At 72.5% G+C, this 15,883-nt stretch carries 12 protein-coding genes; 7 read left to right on the top strand and 5 right to left on the bottom strand.

The features are described 5' to 3' along the window. Nucleotides 1-105 precede the first annotated feature (105 nt). Nucleotides 106-3,396 (bottom strand): BTAD domain-containing putative transcriptional regulator, encoded by a 3,291-nt coding sequence (locus tag ACVGV2_RS09485; RefSeq protein ID WP_459165681.1) that lies wholly within the window; start codon nt 3,394-3,396, stop codon nt 106-108. A gap of 155 nt (nt 3,397-3,551) precedes the next feature. Between ACVGV2_RS09485 and ACVGV2_RS09490 the strand changes: the two genes are divergently transcribed. The 3 genes from ACVGV2_RS09490 (at nt 3,552) to ACVGV2_RS09500 (ending at nt 5,958) form a co-directional block, all read left to right on the top strand. Continuing rightward, nucleotides 3,552-4,142, top strand: a complete 591-nt coding sequence (locus ACVGV2_RS09490) for an NADPH-dependent FMN reductase (protein ID WP_459165682.1) — start codon at nt 3,552-3,554, stop codon at nt 4,140-4,142. 154 nt (nt 4,143-4,296) lie between these two features. After that, nucleotides 4,297-4,944, top strand: coding sequence for an MBL fold metallo-hydrolase (locus ACVGV2_RS09495; protein ID WP_459165683.1), 648 nt, complete (start codon nt 4,297-4,299; stop codon nt 4,942-4,944). Between the two features lie 174 nt (nt 4,945-5,118). After that, nucleotides 5,119-5,958, top strand: a complete 840-nt coding sequence (locus tag ACVGV2_RS09500; RefSeq protein ID WP_459165684.1) for an aldo/keto reductase — start codon at nt 5,119-5,121, stop codon at nt 5,956-5,958. A 192-nt stretch (nt 5,959-6,150) separates the two neighbouring features. On the opposite strand, the gene ACVGV2_RS09505 is transcribed toward ACVGV2_RS09500, so the two are convergent. Continuing rightward, complete coding sequence (locus tag ACVGV2_RS09505; protein ID WP_459165685.1) at nt 6,151-7,350, bottom strand: PucR family transcriptional regulator; 1,200 nt, start codon at nt 7,348-7,350, stop codon at nt 6,151-6,153. Between the two features lie 118 nt (nt 7,351-7,468). Here ACVGV2_RS09505 and ACVGV2_RS09510 point away from each other — a divergent pair, with 118 nt between their 5' ends. Next, the gene (locus ACVGV2_RS09510; RefSeq protein WP_459165686.1) at nt 7,469-9,127 is read left to right on the top strand and encodes a thiamine pyrophosphate-binding protein; all 1,659 of its coding nucleotides are present in this window, start codon (nt 7,469-7,471) and stop codon (nt 9,125-9,127) included. Between the two features lie 144 nt (nt 9,128-9,271). Here ACVGV2_RS09510 and ACVGV2_RS09515 read toward each other — a convergent pair whose 3' ends face one another. After that, nucleotides 9,272-10,219, bottom strand: coding sequence for a LysR substrate-binding domain-containing protein (locus ACVGV2_RS09515; RefSeq protein WP_459165687.1), 948 nt, complete (start codon nt 10,217-10,219; stop codon nt 9,272-9,274). A 78-nt stretch (nt 10,220-10,297) separates the two neighbouring features. Between ACVGV2_RS09515 and ACVGV2_RS09520 the strand changes: the two genes are divergently transcribed. From ACVGV2_RS09520 to ACVGV2_RS09530, 3 genes are all read left to right on the top strand, one after another. Then, nucleotides 10,298-11,536, top strand: a complete 1,239-nt coding sequence (locus ACVGV2_RS09520; protein ID WP_459165688.1) for an MFS transporter — start codon at nt 10,298-10,300, stop codon at nt 11,534-11,536. Between the two features lie 85 nt (nt 11,537-11,621). After that, nucleotides 11,622-12,611, top strand: coding sequence for an LLM class flavin-dependent oxidoreductase (locus ACVGV2_RS09525; RefSeq protein WP_459165689.1), 990 nt, complete (start codon nt 11,622-11,624; stop codon nt 12,609-12,611). Nucleotides 12,612-12,677: 66 nt separating this feature from the next. After that, nucleotides 12,678-13,484 (top strand): sulfite exporter TauE/SafE family protein, encoded by an 807-nt coding sequence (locus ACVGV2_RS09530; RefSeq protein ID WP_459165690.1) that lies wholly within the window; start codon nt 12,678-12,680, stop codon nt 13,482-13,484. Between the two features lie 106 nt (nt 13,485-13,590). Here the strand turns inward: ACVGV2_RS09530 and ACVGV2_RS09535 are convergent, their stop codons facing one another. Both ACVGV2_RS09535 and ACVGV2_RS09540 read right to left on the bottom strand, forming a co-directional pair. Further along, entirely contained in the window at nt 13,591-14,481 is an 891-nt protein-coding gene (locus ACVGV2_RS09535) for a dihydrodipicolinate synthase family protein (RefSeq protein ID WP_459165691.1), read from the bottom strand. A gap of 236 nt (nt 14,482-14,717) precedes the next feature. Continuing rightward, nucleotides 14,718-15,875, bottom strand: a complete 1,158-nt coding sequence (locus ACVGV2_RS09540) for an acyl-CoA dehydrogenase (RefSeq protein ID WP_459165692.1) — start codon at nt 15,873-15,875, stop codon at nt 14,718-14,720. Between the last annotated feature and the right edge of the window lie 8 nt (nt 15,876-15,883).

A 15,883-nucleotide genomic window follows, 5' to 3' on the forward strand; every position in this document is an offset into this window, starting at 1 on the left:
GGCCGGCGGCATCCGGCCGCGTCACAGCTGTCGAGGCAGCGGCCATGCCGCGGTAGTTGTTGACGAGCTGCGGAGCTGGGTGGTGCCGAAGGTTCCGGGCTCCGGTCAGCACTGCGACTGCGCCGAGCCGGAGCGGCCCGCGTCGGTGAGCGGCTGCAGGAGCGCGTCCAGCTCGGCGGTCTCGCCGCGGCGCCGCGCGTCCTCCCGCGCGGTCTCGTCGAGGTGTTCCCGCAGGGACCGCGTGATGCGGTCGACGTCGCCGCGTTCGGCGGGCGGAAGCGGCGCGTGCACGGCATCGCGGCGGGTGGCTGCGGCGGCGAGCAGGGCCGCCGCGTGCTCGTGGTCCCCGGCCGAAGCTCGCGCGCCGGCCAGCCCCTCCAGGGCCAGCGCCACCGCGCGCGGATCGCCGGTGGAACGTGCCGCCGCGAGGCCCTCGAGGTGCAGGTCGCGGGCCGTGTCGGGAGCGCAGCGCTGCTCGGCGGTGAACCCGAGCTGGGCGAGAATCCAGGCTTGGCCGACCCGGTAGCCGATGTGCCGCTCCCAGGACAGCGCCGGGCGGAGGTGGGCCTCGGCGTCGTCGAGCAGGCCCTGGCGCCGGGCGGAGAGGCCGAGCCCGCCGCGCGCGAAGTTGACACCGCCTTCGTGCGCGTGCTCGCGGGCCAGCCGCAGAGCCCGCTGGTGGTGGGCATCAGCTGTGCGGTAATCGCCCGCCAGCAGCGCCAGCCGGCCCAGGCGGGAGAGCTGCTCGGACGCGGTCGGCCACAAGCCGAGCTCTTCGGCCTTGTGCAGCGCTTCCCGGTGCAACCGGGCGGACCGGTCGTGCTCGCCGGCGATCTCGGCGAGCATCCCGAGCACCTTCGCCGTTTGCGCCTGGCCCCAGAGGTCGTCGAGCTCGGCGAACATCGCAGCGGCTTGCGCACCGCGGTCCCGGGCCCGGTCGAGATCGCCGCGCAGCAGCGCCAGGTCGGCCTTGGTGTGCAGCGCCGCGGCCGTGCCCCACCGGTCGTCGAGGCGGTGGAAGCTCCGCAGCGCCTGATCGACGAGCTGCTCGGCCGATTCCTCCTCGCGCAAGCCGCCGACGTGCCCGAGCAGCCACTGCGTGCGCGCCAGCGCGACGGGCTCGTCCCGCCCGTTGTGCAGCGCGAGGGCCGAGGCGTTGTGCTGCAGCGGTGCCGGATCGGTTCCGATGAGCGCACCGAACGCGGCCCGCCACGCCGCGGCCTCGGCCCGGCGGGCGGCGGGCGCGTGTCCGGGCGTGTTCACGGCCGTGTCGAGCGAGCGGTGGGCCTGCCGGTAGGTACCGCGCAGGAACCAGTACCACGCCGCGGCGGTGGCCAGGCGCACCGCCAACGCGGGGTCGCACTGGTGCGCCGTGGTGGTCAGCGCCGTGCGGAGGTTGGCCGCTTCGGCATCGAGGACTTCCAACCAGCGCCGCTGCCCGGGTCCGCGCAGCGACCGGTCGGCCTGTTCGGCGAGATCGGTGTAGTAGCGCGCGTGCTGCAGTTGCACCGGCTCGGTCTCGCCGGCTTCGGCCAGGCGTTCCCGGGCGTAGGCGGCGATGGTCTCCAGCAGACGGTAGCGGCGGCCGCCGGCGGTGTCCGCGGCGGTGACGAGCGAGCGGTCGACCAGGCGGGCGAGCACGTCCGCCACCTCCCCGGAAGGCACGTCACCCCCGGCGCAGACCGCCTCGGCGGAATCGAGGGTGCAGCCGCCGCCGTGCGCGGAAAGCCGCCGCAGCACCGCGCGTTCGCTCTCGCTGAGCAGCTCCCAGCTCCAGTCGATCACCGCCCGCAGCGTCCGCTGCCGCGCGGGAGCGTCGCGGTGACCGGCGGTGAGCAGTCGGAAGCGGTCGCACAACCGGACGGCGAGGTCGTGCACGCCGAGTGCGCGCACGCGCGTGACGGCGAGCTCCACGGCCAGCGGCAGCCCGTCGAGCTGCCGGCAGATCGAGGCGATCGCGGGTGCGTTGTCCGGTGTGAGCCGGAACCCGGGCAGCGCCGCGGCTGCGCGCGCGACGAACAGCTCGACGGCCGGCGAGCCTGCTGCGGCGTCCACGTCGTCCGCGTCGGAGTCGGGCAGCACCAGCGGTGGCACGGGATGCAGCCGTTCACCGGTGATGCCCACGGGTTCGCGGCCGGTGGCCAGGATCTGCAGGCGGGGCGCCGCGCTCAGCAGTGCCGCGATGATCCGCCCGGCCGGTTCGAGCGCGTGTTCGCAGTTGTCGAGCACGAGCAGCATGTGCCGCGGTGCCAGCGCCTGCGCCAGCCGGTCCTCGGCTGGCGAGCGCTCCTCCGGCGGGGGAGCGCTCGTGGCCACGTCATCGCGCACACCGAGGGTCGAGCCGACCAGATCGGCCAGCGCGCCGACCGGGTCGGTGTGCGCCGACGGGTCGAAATCGGCGAGGTCGACCGCCCAGGCACCGTCGGGCAGCGCCTCCGGACGCGTCGTCGTGCGCTGCGTCGCCACCTCCAGGGCGAGGCGCGTCTTGCCCACCCCGCCCGGCCCCGTCAAGGTGACCAGCCGCGCGACGTCCAGCGCCTGCGCCACCTCGACAACGGCCGAGTCCCGCCCGATCAGCGGTCCGACCGGCGTCGGCAGGTTGGTGCGCACCGCCGTGCCGCTGTCCTGGCCGCCGTGCTGAGGTGCTCGCAGCTCCGGGTCGCGGGTGAGAACGGCCTCCTGCAGTTCGGTGAGTTCCGGTCCGGGATCCAGCCCCAACTCCTCGGCGAGTCGGGTGCGCAGCCGGGTGTAGGTGTCCAACGCTTCTGCTTGGCGCCCGCACCGGTACAGCGCCCGCATCTGCGCGGCGTGCAACCGTTCCCGCAGCGGGTGCGCGTCGAGCAGCCGGCTCAGTTCGGGCACGAGCGCGTGGTGCTCACCGAGCGACAGGCGCGCGTCGACGCGGTCTTCCACCGCTGCCAACCACTGCTCGGTCAGCTCCTCGACCGCGGCGCGCGCGAAGGCCTCCTCGGTGAAGTCCGCGAACGCGGGCCCGCGCCACAGCGCCAGCGCCTCCCCCAGCGCCGCGGCCCGCTGCGCTGGCTCCGACCGGGCGCGGGCGGAGGCGAGCAGCGCGGTGAACCGGCCGGCGTCCACGGCCTCCACCGCGACATCCAGCCGATAACCGGCATCGGTGGAAACCACCAGCCTGCGCGCCCCGGACTCGGCGGTGCCCAGGGCCCGGCGCAGCTGCGAAACCTTGGCTTGCAGCGCCGCGGCCGGATCACGGGGCGCCTCAGCTGTCCACAGATCGTCGACCAGCCGATCGGCGGGCACTCCACGACCGGGGCTGACCAGCAGGCAGGCGAGCAGGGCACGAACCTTGCGGCCCGGCACGGCCACGGCCGCGCCCTCGTCGGTCCACACCGCCAGTGGACCCAGCACACCGAACCGCATGCGGCCAGGTTACGGCGCGGGCCGGCAGCGCGGTCGATCGGCGTCAGTTGACGAGCAGTGCTCCGCAAGTGCCGGCGAGCACGCTCGAGGACGTGGTCGACGGAACGGCAGGTCCAGCCGAACGGCAGGTCCAACCGAACGGCAGGGAGGCACCGATGAGCACCGAGACGGCAGTTGACGGCACGGTCCGGATCCTGGGGATCTCCGGCAGCTTGCGCGCCGCGTCCTACAGCACGGCGACGCTGCGGTCCGCGGCCGCACTGGCGGCGCCGGGCACGCGGCTGGTGCGGTGGCAGCGGCTCGGTGAGGTCCAACCGTTCAACGAGGACGACGAAGCGCATCCCGCTGAACCGGTGCGCGCCATGCGCGCCGCGATCGATGCCGCGGACGCGCTGCTGATCGCCACGCCGGAGTACAACACCACCGTTCCCGGGCAGTTGAAGAACGCGATCGACTGGGCCTCCCGGCCCGAGGGGGAGAGCGTGCTGCTCGGCAAGCCGGTCGCCGTGATCGGCGCGAGCCCTTCCGACTACGGCGCCGCGTGGTCGCAGGCCGCGCTGCACAAGGCAGTGGCTTCCTGCGGCGCGCGGGTGCTCGAGCGGCAACTGTGCCTCGCGCGCGTCGACGAGGCGTTCGGACCCGGCGGCGAACTGCGGGATCCGGCGCTGCGGGCGCGGTTGGCGCAGACCCTCGCCGATCTCGCCGTGCAGGCGCGGCGCGACGTCCGAACACCCGGGGCCGCGTGATCGACAGCCGGCACCCGGAACGCAGTGCGAACACCACGACATCGCGGGAGCAGCCATGACCATCGAACTCAACCACACCACGGAGATCCCCACCCGCCCCTACGGCAGCGGCCCGTCGCAGTGACCGGACGACACGCGGAAAGGATGAAGGACGATGCGGCAGATCCAGCACGACCTCTGGGAGACGGAGCCCGAGCACCCTGCTCCGGGACTGAGCACGCACGCCTACCTGTGGCTCGGCCCGGACGGGAACGTGCTGTTCTACAACACGACCCTGCTCGGCGAGCTCGACCGCATCGCCGAGCTCGGCGGGCTGGCTCATCACTACCTGAGCCACCAGGACGAGATCGCGCCCTCGCTGCGCGCGATCAGGGACCGGTTCACCTCGACCCTGCACGCCAGCTCGGCCGAAGCGGCCACCGTGGCCGAGACCTGCCCGGTCGACGAGGAGTTCGACCGGCGGCACGAGCAGCACGGGATCGAGGTGATTCCCACGCCGGGGCACACCCCGGGCAGCACCTGCTTCCTCGTGCACTCGTCCACGGGGACGAGGTACCTGTTCACCGGGGACACGATCGTGCGCGATGTCGACGGCGGGTGGTTCGCGGGATACCTCCCCGGCATGAGCGACCGCGCGGCGCTGGAGCGGAGCCTCGCGGACATCGCGAAACTCGCTCCGGACGTCGTGATCTCCAGCGCGTTCGTCGGGGACACCGGGGTGACCGAACTGGGTGAGCGCGCCTGGGACGACTGCGTCGACGAGGCGCTGCGGTTGTTGACCGCGGAGCACGGACGGCCGTGAAGCGCCCCTCGTGCGGCCCCGCCGCGGGGCCGTCGCGGGGCCGCCGCAGGCCCGTGGTCGTCGATCCGTCGACCGCCACGGGCCTCGGTCGGGCACCACCGGTCAGCGGGTGCGTTCGCGGCGGTGCGCCGGCGGGTCTGCAACGCAGCGGCGGATGGGAATAACGTGGGGGACGTGATTCCGAGGATTGCGCTGCACGACAACACGACCATTCCGCAGTTGGGGTTCGGCACCTACAAGGTGCCGCCGGAGGAGACGGCGGAGGCCGTCGGCCACGCGCTCGAACTGGGCTACCGGCACATCGACACCGCGCAGATGTACGGCAACGAGCGGGGTGTCGGCCAGGCGATCGCGAAGTCCGGCATCGCCCGCGAGGAGCTGTACGTCACCAGCAAGCTCAACAACGACAAGCACCACCCGGACGACGTGCGCAGCTCGTTCGACGAGACGCTCGACGAGCTCGGCGTCGACTACCTCGACCTGTTCCTGATGCACTGGCCGCTGCCGACGCGCTACGAGGGCGACTACGTCTCGACGTGGCGGGCGATGGCGGAGCTGCTCGCCGACGGGCGCCTGCGCAGCGTCGGCGTGTCGAACTTCCAGCCGGAGCACCTGGACCGGATCGTCGACGAGACCGGCATCGTGCCCGTGGTCAACCAGATCGAGGTGCACCCGCACTTCCGCAACGAGGCCGCTCGCGCCGCCACTGCGCGTCACGGTGCCGTCGTGGAAGCCTGGGCACCGCTGGGGCAGGCGACGGTGCTCGACGACGAGGTGGTGGGGCGGATCGCCGCGGCGCGCGGCAAGGCCCCGTCGCAGATCATCCTGCGCTGGCACATCGAGCGCGGCGACGTCATCTTCCCGAAGTCGGTGCATCGCGAGCGGGTGGCGTCCAACGCCGCACTGTTCGACTTCGAGCTCTCCGCCGAGGAGATCGCCGAGATCGACGCGCTGGACAAGGGGGCGAACGGGCGTGTCGGGCCCAACCCGGACACGTTCGACCGCATCCCCTGAACTCCCGCATACCCTGAACTCCCCCGCCGGCGCTGGGAGCCGTCAGCAGCGGCGCTCTCGGCGCCGGCCGGTGGGACTGAGCTGAGCGTCCCGGCCGCGGCGCTCAGCGGATCCGTTTCGAAGGCCGCCATCATCGCCATGTCCTCGTGCCCCAGGTCGTGGTGCTGGGCGGGCTCCGCGGCTGAGCATGCGCTACTCGTCGCGCCCGCGGGCGCGCAGCGCCTCGTGCAGCTTGAGCGCGACGTGCAGGGCCGCGGCGCGCCAGCCGTCCTCCAGCGCGTCGGCTCCCAGCAGTTCACGGATGCGGTCGAGCCGGTAGTACAACGTGGACCGGTGCACCGCCAGCGCCCGGCACGTCGGTACGGCGCTGCGCCCGTGGTCGAGGTAGCTCAGCGCGGTCTGCCACTGCTCCCGCGTGCCGCGGTGCAGCAACCGCGCGGCGTCCTCGCTGAGCGCGCGGACGGTGCCCGGTTCCAACGGCCATCCGTGCAGCAGGCGCCACGAACCGAGCTCGGCCCAGTCGAGCGCGTGTTCGCGGCCGAGCAGTCCGGCGACGGTGGCCGCGAAGCCGGCGCGGGACGCGGCGTTCTCCACCGCGAGCGGTGCGGTGGCCGAGGCTCGGCCGGTGACCTGGACGCGGTACCCCGCGCTTCGGAGGCGCTGCTGGACGTGGGTCTCGAGCGCGTCGGCCTCGCGCGGGCAGGTGTGCCGGGTGAGCACGGTGATCCGGTGCGTGCCGCAGCGCGCGAGGTACGGCCGGCCGGCCGGTGAGCGCGCGAGCTCGAGCTGGGGGTCTTTGGACAGGCTCGTCGTCGTGGACTGCGGATGCAGCTGCGCGGTGTGCACGACGAGCTCGCCGTCGTCCGGCAGCAGCGCGCGTTCCTGCGCCTGCTGCACCGCGGACTCGGACGTGGTCCGCGCCAGCGCCTCGTCGGTGAGCCGCCGCATCTCCTCGGCGCGGTCGCGCAGCGTGGCGTCTTCGCTGCCCATGATCGGCGCCAGCAGCTGCACCGTCCGCGACGTCGCCGCCATCTCCTCGGCGGTGACCGGTGGCTCGTCGAACAACCAGAGGTAGCCGGCGAGGGACCCCTCCTGGCGGATCGGGAAGCACACCCGCGCGAGCATCCCGTGTTCCTCGTTGTCCGGCAGGCGCACCGGATGCCGGGCGGTCGCGATGCCGTGGCTGAGGATCCACGGCACCGGATCGGGCGGCGGGGCCCGGTCGATGATCGCGGCCACGCGTTTGTGGTCGATCGCGCCGATCTGGGCGCTCGCGCAGAGGAACTCCAGCGAGGCGTTGTCCACGACGACGGAGCGCTGCAGCTGCGCGGCCAACTCGTCGACGGAGGACTGGATGCGGTTGAGGCTCTCCCCGAGTCCCGGTTTCGACATGTGTCCAAACTAGTTCCGCCCCGTGTTCGGGGACAACTGCACGTGCGCGGCGCGAGGATCAGGTCGGTCCCGGCGCACCACCGGGCGAGTTCCGTCGCAGCACACGGGAGGAGGGCTGATGACCACCGTTTCCGCAGCGGTCGCCGAGGTCGTCGCCGAGCACACCACCGAGGTGTTCGCCCTGATGGGCAACGGGAACGCCCACGTCACCGACGCGCTGGCGCGGCACGGAAGCACCACGATCACCGCGGTGCGCCACGAGGCCGCGACCGTCGCCTCCGCCGACGCCTACCACCGCATCAGCCGCCGCCCCGCCGTTGCCACCACCACCTACGGCCCGGGGTTCACCAACGCGCTGACCGCGCTCGCCGAAGCCCGCGCGGCCCGCACACCCCTCGTGTACGTCGTCGGTGACGCTCCCAGTTCGGGCCTGCGCGAGGGCGACGTCGAGCAGCAGGCACTGGCCGCAGCCCTCGGAGTCCCCGCGGTGACGGTGGACGCGACCGGCCCGCGCGCCGCCGCGCGCCGCGCGTTCGAGATCGCCGCGGCCCGCCGGGTTCCGGTGGTGCTGCTGGTGCCGTACGACACCGCCACCGCCGAAGCAGCCGCGGAGGCGATCCCGTGGCGCGGGCTGGCACTGCCGGATCCGGCCCCCGAGGTGGACCACGCCGCCGTGGCCGGCGCGAGCTCCGTGCTCGCCGCCGCGCAGCGTCCGCTCGTGCTGGCCGGTCGGGGAGCGCGGCACGCCGCGGGACGCCTCGGCGAGCTCGCCGACCGCCTCGGCGCGCTGACCGCCAGCACCGCACCAGCCCGGGGGGCCTTCGCAGGACGCGAATGGGACCTGGGCGTGTGCGGCGGGTTCGCCTCGGAGGAGAGCTCCGAGCTCATCCACCGGGCCGACGTCGTCCTCGCCGTCGGCGCCGGGCTCAACCGGTTCACCACCGCGTTCGGCACCCAGTTCGCCCCCGGGGCGACGATCGTCCAGGTCGACCTCGAACCGGCGTTCCCGCAGGCGCACCGGCACCTCGCCGGCGACGCCGAGGAGATCGCCACCGCCCTGCTGGCCGAACTCGGCAGCGCGGGTGCACCTGCACGGCAGCGCTGGGACGGTCTGGCGCAGCACGCCCGCAGCTCGCGGCTGCACCACAGCCGCGACCGGGGTGCGGAGTTCGCCGGCGACGGGCGGCTCGACCCCCGCGGCGCCGTGGCGCGGATCGACGAGATCCTGCCCGCGGACCGGCAGGTCGTCACCGACGGCGGCCACTTCCTCGGCTGGCCCAACGCCTACCTGGAGGTGACCGCACCGGACGGACTGACCATGGTCGGCACCGCCTCCCAGGCCATCGGGCTGGGTTTGCCCTCCGCACCCGGCGCCGTCCGCGCGCGGCCGGAAGCGACGACGGTCGTGGTCACCGGCGACGGCGGCGGCATCATGGGACTGCCCGACCTCGACTCGCTCATCCGCACGGCGCGCAGCGCGCTCGTGCTCGTCGTCAACGACGCCTGCTACGGCGCCGAGATCCACCAGTACGGCTCGCGCGGGTTCGACGAGCGGATCATGAACATCGACCAGGCCGACTTCGCGACCCTGGCCGAGGGTTTCGGTGCGAGGGGCGTGGTCGCTACGACGCTGCGCGAGCTCGACGCCGTCGAGGACTGGGTGCGCTCCGGTGCGCGCGGCACCCTGGTCGTCGACGTGCGGATCTCCCGTGCGGTCGTGGCCCCGTACATGCGGGAACTCGTGCGGGAACTCGCGGAGGAGCCCCTGACGCAGTGAGCGGCGGCCGCTCGGGCAGTCCGCACTGCAGCACGTGCGCTCCGGTGCGCAGCACCGGCAGGTCGACGGCGAGCTGGAACGCGGTGCGCCGCAGGTGGTCCGACCACCTGCACCGGCCGGACCACCTGCGGCACGCGCAGCCGACTACGGCCCGTCCTCGACCGGACGTGCTCCGCCCTCCGTCCACTGCGGTGACGGCAGGAGCTTCGGCGCGGTCTCGCTGATCGTGGACAGCGCGGACGTGACCAGCGGGTGGTCGCCGCGGCCGGAGCGCGTCGCGGCGAGGATGCGGCGTGCCGGGGCGGGTTCGCCGTGCAGCGGGATCCGCACCACGGGCCAGTCGGGAAGCCGCGCGAGGCGAGGCACGAGGATGATGCCGAAATCGTGCGCCACCAGGGCCGTTCCGGTGTCCCACTCGTCGGCGTAGTGGGCGATGTTCGGGGTGAAGCCCGCGGATGTGCACGCGGTCAGCACCAGCTGGTGATACGTGCTGCCGATGTTTCCGACGATCCACGGTTCGTCGGCGGCATCGGCGAGCGTGACGCGCGGCAGCTGCGCCAACCGGTGCCCGCCGGGCACGACGAGGTCCAGCGGATCGTCGAGCAGCGGTTGCTGCTCGAAGCGTTCGTCGCCCGTCGACGGCGTGTCAGCGGTGTTGATCACCAGGGCGAGGTCGGCGTCGCCGGACAGCAGCAGATCGAAGCAGTGCGCCGGTTCGGCTTCGATCACGCGCAGGCGCATCCGGGGGAAGCGTTCGCGCAAGGCCGCGGCCGCGGGCGGCAGCAGGTGCGTGGCCGCGGTGGAGAACCCGCAGAGGGTGAACGAACCCGCGGGTTCCTCGGTGGCGAGTTCGGCGTAGGCGCGCTCGGCCTGGGCCTGCAGTGCTTCCGCGTGCCGCAGGACGGTGCGGGCGGCAGCGGTCAACTGCACGCCCCGGCCGGACTGGGCCAGCAGTTCGACGCCGAGCTCCTCGGCCAGCTGGCGCAGCTGGTACGAGACGGCCGAGGGCGTGTAGTGCAGCGCTGCCGCGGCGGCGGTGACCGTGCCGTGGCGGGCGACCATCTGCAGCACCTTCAGCTTCGGATCCACCATGCAACCATTTTGCACGCTCAAAACCCAAAACGTTTGATTCTCTTCAGCAATGTTGCGCGGCAGGCTGGACATGTGCTGATGGCGAAGCTGGACACCCCTGCCGGATCCCGAACCGTTCCGAGAAGACGCACCACCGGTCGCAGCGAGGTGCGCACCGGGCTGTACGTGCTCGTCGTGCTCACCGCGGGGGCGTACCTGCCGAGTCCGCTCTACCCGGGTTATCAGGAGGCCTTCGGCAGCAGCGACCTGGTGATGACGCTCGTCTACGCCACGTTCGCCCTGGTGAGCGCTCCAGCACTACTGCTGTTCGGCTCCGCGGCGGACGCGGTGGGACCGCGCTCGGTGCTGCGGATCAGCCTGCTGCTCGCCGCTGTCGGTTCGGCGTGCTTGGCTTTCGCCTCCGGGTCCGCTTGGTTGATCGCCGCGCGCGCTGCGCAGGGCGTCGCGCTGGGCGCGGTCACGGGTGCGGCGAGCGCCTTGATCAGCACCGGCGACCGCGAGCGGGGACGCGACGCGGGTGTGCTGACGAGCACCGCGTTCGTGGCCGGTACGGCCGCCGGACCGATCGCCGGGGGATTGCTGGCCGAGTACGCACCCGCGCCGCACCTCCTGCCGTTCCTGCTGCACCTGGCGCTGCTGTGGTTCGGCTGGCACCGCGTCTCGGCGCTTCCGCCCGCGCCCGGCGCGCGGGTGCGGCGGTGCCGGCCCACCCGTCCGCACGTCCCGGCAGGCATGCGCGGTGCGTTCAGCACCGCCGCGTTGACCGGGTTCCTCGCTTGGACGGTGGCCGGCCTGTTCCTGTCGGTCATCCCGACGCTGCTCGACCGCGCGGACCAGACCAACCTGGCGGTGGCCGGTGGCGTTCTCGGTGCGGTGCTGGCCTTCTCGGTGTTCGCGCAGCCGCTCGTGCCGCGGCTCGGCATGCGGCGCGCACAACTGGCCGGGCTCGCGGCGCTGTTCGTCAGCCTCGTCCTCCTGGCGCTGACCGCCGGCGACTCGGCCGCGGTGACCCTGTTGGCCGCTGTCATCGCGGGTGCCGGCCACGGACTGGCCTACGGAAGTGCCGCCGCTGCCGTCGAGACGATCGCGCCGCACGGTCAGCGCGGCGCGATCACGGGCGCGCTCTACCTCGCCTTCTACCTCGGCGCCGGCTGCCCGGCCATGGCCATCGGCCTGCTCACGCTCGGATCGTCGCTGGCCGCGGCGATGGTGTGGGTCAGCGTGTCGGCCGCCGTGCTCGTGCCGCTGGCAGCAGCGGGCGTGGTGCGCGTCCACCGCCTGCCCCGGGTGAAAAGCGCCACTCAGCCGGCCCTGTGAAATACCGCGGCCGCTCCGCGGGTTTTCCTCCAGAGGGGAGCTTGTAGCGAACCGGTCCGAGAATCCCGACGAAAGGCCTGCGTCCATGTCCGTCCCGCTGTCCATCCTCGATCTGGCGACGGTCGGCAAGGGGGAGACCGTCGGTGAGGGCCTGCGCAACAGCGTTGTGCTGGCCCAGCGAGCCGAGGAGCTCGGCTACCGGCGGGTGTGGTACGCCGAGCACCACAACATGCCCTCGATCGCTTCGTCGGCGACGAGCGTGCTCATCGCGCACGTCGCGGCGAACACCGGCACGATCCGCCTCGGCTCGGGCGGTGTCATGTTGCCCAACCACGCACCGCTGACCATCGCCGAGCAGTTCGGAACGCTGGAAACCCTGCATCCGGACCGGATCGACCTGGGACTGGGGCGCGCGCCCGGAACCGACCAGAACACCCTGCGGGCGCTGCGCCGCGACGCGGGCTCGGCGGAGAGCTTTCCGCAGGACGTGCAGGAGTTGCAGGGCTACCTCGGCGAGCAGACCCTGGTTTCCGGGGTGAACGCGACGCCCGGTAAGGGAACCGGCGTTCCGCTCTACGTCCTCGGTTCGTCGCTGTTCGGCGCCAAGTTGGCTGCTTCGCTGGGGCTGCCGTACTCGGTCGCGTCGCACTTCTCGCCGGACGCGCTCGAAGAGGCCGTCGCCGCCTACCGGCGCGAGTTCCAGCCCTCGCAGCAACTGGCCGAACCGCACGTGATCGCCGGTGTCAACGTGCTCGCCTCCGACACGCTGGAGCAGGCGCGCGAGGACTTCCAGATCGTCAAGCGCGCCCGGTTGAAGATGCTGGCGGGCGGGGCGCGCAGGTTGACCGACGCGGAAGCCGACCAGATCCTGGACTCGCCGCAGGGCAGGCCGGTGAACCAGATGGTCACCTACTCCGCGGTCGGCACCGCCCAGGACGTCGCGGACTACCTCGGCTGGTTCACCAAGCACGCCGACGCCGATGAGCTGATCGTCGCCCACCAGCCGCCCACGCTGGACAAGCGGCTGCGTTCGGCCGAGCTGCTGGCCGGGGCCTGGGGTCTGCAACCGGCCTGAGCGGCCTGCCGGGCAGGTTTGCGCGCGAGCAGCTGCCCCCGGATGCGGACGGCGTCCTATTCTCCGGTGATGACCTCTCTCGCGCTGCTGCTCGCCTTCGGGGTGCTGACCGGGGTGACCACCGTGCTGTTCGGTTTCGGTGGCGGTTTTCTGACCGTGCCGGTGATCTTCGGGTTCACCGCGGCCGACTCCGGTGCCGCGAGCATGCACGTCGCGGTCGCCACCTCGACGGCGGTGATGGTGGTGAACTCGCTGACCGCGACCGCGGCGCACGCGCGTGCGGGCCGGCTGCGGCGGGAGTACGTGTGGCCGCTGATCGCGTTCATCGCCGTCGGCGCGGCACTCGGTTCGCTGGCCGCCGCACGGGTGAACGATCAGGTGCTGCACGTCGTGTTCCTGGTCTACATGGTGCTCACCATCGTGGACTGCGCGGTGCGTTCCGGCTTCCTCGCCCGAGGGGGCGACAGCGCGCCGCGGCCGCTGGGGCCGATGGGCGGCACGGTCGGCGGAGTCGGCATCGGCGCGGTCGCGAGCGCCCTCGGAGTCGGCGGCAGCGTGCTCACGGTCCCCCTGCTGCGCCGCCGCGGCCTGCCGATGGCCGTGGCCACCTCGATGGCCAGCCCGCTCAGCGCACCGATCGCCGTGGTCGCCACGGTCGTCTACGCGTGGTTCGGGACCGCGGCGCCTCAGACGGGGCAGATCGGCTACGTCGACCTCGTCGCCGCTGCCGCGCTGCTGTGCGGCTCGATCCCGACGATCGCGGTCCTCCGGCGGCTTCCCGGCCGCATCCCGGATCGCGTGCACGCCACCACCTACCTCGCTCTGCTCGTCGCGGCGACGATCGCGATGGTCGCGATCCCCGTGAGCGGCTGATGTGCCGCGGCCGGCCCGTGCGCGCGAGCCCTGCCCGTGGCACTGATCCCGAGCCGGCACGCCCGCGCAGTCGCTCGCGGTGGGGATCGCCGACTCCTGGTGTTCGTCAGCGCAGGTCGAGCTGGTCGACGACGTGCGCGACGTCGGCGTGGTCGTCGCCGGTGAGGCCGCGCAGCGGCGCCGGGAGATTGGGGTGGGGGACCAGTCCGAGGATCTCGGCGATCGCGGAGATCACGCGCAGACTGCCGTGCCGCGCGAACAGGTCCCACAGCGGTTGCAAACGCCGCGAGGCCGCCATGGCGGTGGCCGGGTCGTGCGCCTGCGCCGCCCGGGTGATCGTCAGCATCGGGTCCGGCAGGGTGCCGCCGACGGCCGAGTACCAGGCCTGGCAACCGCTGGCGAGTCCCGTCGCGGCGTGCGGGTCACCGCTGACCCCGATGGTGATGTTCGCGGGCAGCAGCGAGCGCAGGTACGTGACGCGGGTGGCGGCCGCGTCCGGATCGGTCGGCACACCGGGAATCTTGATGGAGGCCACGTGCGGCAGCTCGGCCACGCGGACGTAGAGCTCGTCGGTGAAGGCGAAGTGGGTCGTGCCGGGGTTGTCGTAGACCACCAGCGGCACGGAGAGGTTCGCGGTCACCTCTTCGTAGAGGACGAAAACCTCATCGGGTGTCAGCGCGTGGTATGACATCGGCGCCAGAAGCACGGCCGAGGCGCCGGCGCGCTGCGCGTCCTCGGCGAGTTCGAGCACGTGCCGGGTGGACAGTGCTCCGATGCCGATGATGACGGGGACGTCCTCCGCGCGCCGCACGGCCAGCCGCGCGACCCGGGCGCGTTGCTGCCGGGTCAGGTAGGGGTACGCGCCGGTCGAGCCGAGCGCGGCCACCGAGTCGACGCGCGCAGCGACGAGTCGTCCGACGAGGCCGGTGAACGAAGCTTCGTCGATGCCCTCGTCGGTGACCGGGGTCAGGGGAAACGCGCTGAGACCGGTGAGCACGCGGTGTCGCCTCCACGAGCCGGAGAGCGGGCGGAACTGTGGCAGGAGCAGTGTGCCACGTCACGGGACGTTCCGGGCGCTGGCGCTTCCCGCGTGATTCGGCCGGCTGATTCGGCCCGGATGATTGGGGAGGCCACGAGCACCGCGGTGCACCGTTGCCCCGGCAGGTGCCTCCACTGCGGACTCGTCGTGGCGCGGACGGCCCACCGCGGCGGCAGGCCGTCCGTCCACAGTAATCAGTCCTTGAGCATGGAGCGGGCCATGACCATCTTCTGGATCTGGTTGGTTCCCTCGTAGATCTGCGTGATCTTGGCGTCGCGCATCATGCGCTCCACGGGGAAGTCGCGGGTGTATCCGGCGCCGCCGAGCAGCTGCACCGCGTCGGTGGTGACGCTCATCGCCGTGTCGGAGGCGTAGCACTTGGCGGCGGCGGAGATGAACCCGAGATCGCCTTCGCCGCGTTCGGCGCGCGCGGCGGCGACGTAGACCATGTGCCGCGCCGCCTCGGTGCGCATCGCCATGTCGGCGAGCATGAACTGCACGCCCTGGAAGTCGGAGATCGGTTTGCCGAACTGGCGGCGTTCCTTGACGTAGTTCGTGGCCTCGTCCAGCGCGCCCTGGGCCAGTCCCACGGCCTGCGCGCCGATCGTCGGACGCGTGTGGTCGAGCGTTGCCAGCGCGGTTTTGAACCCGGTTCCCGGTTCACCGATGATCCGGTCGCCGGGGACGGTGCAGTCCTCGAAGCGCAGCTCGACCGTCGGTGAGCCCTTGATGCCGAGCTTCTTCTCCTTGCCGCCGACGACGAAACCCGGGTCGTCGCGGTGCACGGCGAACGCGCTGATGCCGTTGGCGCCCTTGTCCGGGTCGGTGACGGCCATGACCGTGTACCAGGACGACTCGCCGCCGTTGGTGATCCAGCACTTGGTGCCGTTGAGCACCCAGGTGTCACCCTCCTGGTGCGCGCGCGTCTTCATGGCGGCCGCGTCCGAGCCGGCTTCCCGTTCGGACAGTGCGTACGAGGCGGTGGCAGCACCCGAGGCGATGTCGCCGAAGACGCGCTGCTTGAGATCTTCGGATGCGGACAGCAGCATCGGTACCGTGCCGAGCTTGTTCACCGCCGGGATGAGCGAGGACGAGCCGCACACGCGTGCGACCTCTTCGATCACGATGCAGGTCGCCACGGAGTCGGCGCCCTGGCCGCCGTACTCCTCCGGGATGTGCACGGCGTTGAACCCGGCCCGGGTGAGCGCGTCGCGCGCTTCGTGCGGGTAGCGCTCGTGCTCGTCCACCTCCGCCGCGTACGGGGAGATCTCCTTCTCGGCGAGCGCGCGGATCGCCTGCCGCAGCTCTTCGTGCTCCTCGGCGAGCTGGTAGGTGTCGAATTCGGGGTTCACCGGGCCTC

The sequence above is a fragment of the Bounagaea algeriensis genome (genome assembly GCF_054491375.1).

Bases quoted from the DNA above. Each gene is read 5' to 3' on its own strand.
- ACVGV2_RS09485 (WP_459165681.1), bottom strand. From the start codon at position 3,396: ATGCGGTTCGGTGTGCTGGGTCCACTGGCGGTGTGGACCGACGAGGGC.
- ACVGV2_RS09490 (WP_459165682.1), top strand. From the start codon at position 3,552: ATGAGCACCGAGACGGCAGTTGACGGCACGGTCCGGATCCTGGGGATC.
- ACVGV2_RS09495 (WP_459165683.1), top strand. From the start codon at position 4,297: ATGCGGCAGATCCAGCACGACCTCTGGGAGACGGAGCCCGAGCACCCT.
- ACVGV2_RS09505 (WP_459165685.1), bottom strand. From the start codon at position 7,350: ATGTCGAAACCGGGACTCGGGGAGAGCCTCAACCGCATCCAGTCCTCC.
- ACVGV2_RS09510 (WP_459165686.1), top strand. From the start codon at position 7,469: ATGACCACCGTTTCCGCAGCGGTCGCCGAGGTCGTCGCCGAGCACACC.
- ACVGV2_RS09515 (WP_459165687.1), bottom strand. From the start codon at position 10,219: ATGGTGGATCCGAAGCTGAAGGTGCTGCAGATGGTCGCCCGCCACGGC.
- ACVGV2_RS09520 (WP_459165688.1), top strand. From the start codon at position 10,298: ATGGCGAAGCTGGACACCCCTGCCGGATCCCGAACCGTTCCGAGAAGA.
- ACVGV2_RS09525 (WP_459165689.1), top strand. From the start codon at position 11,622: ATGTCCGTCCCGCTGTCCATCCTCGATCTGGCGACGGTCGGCAAGGGG.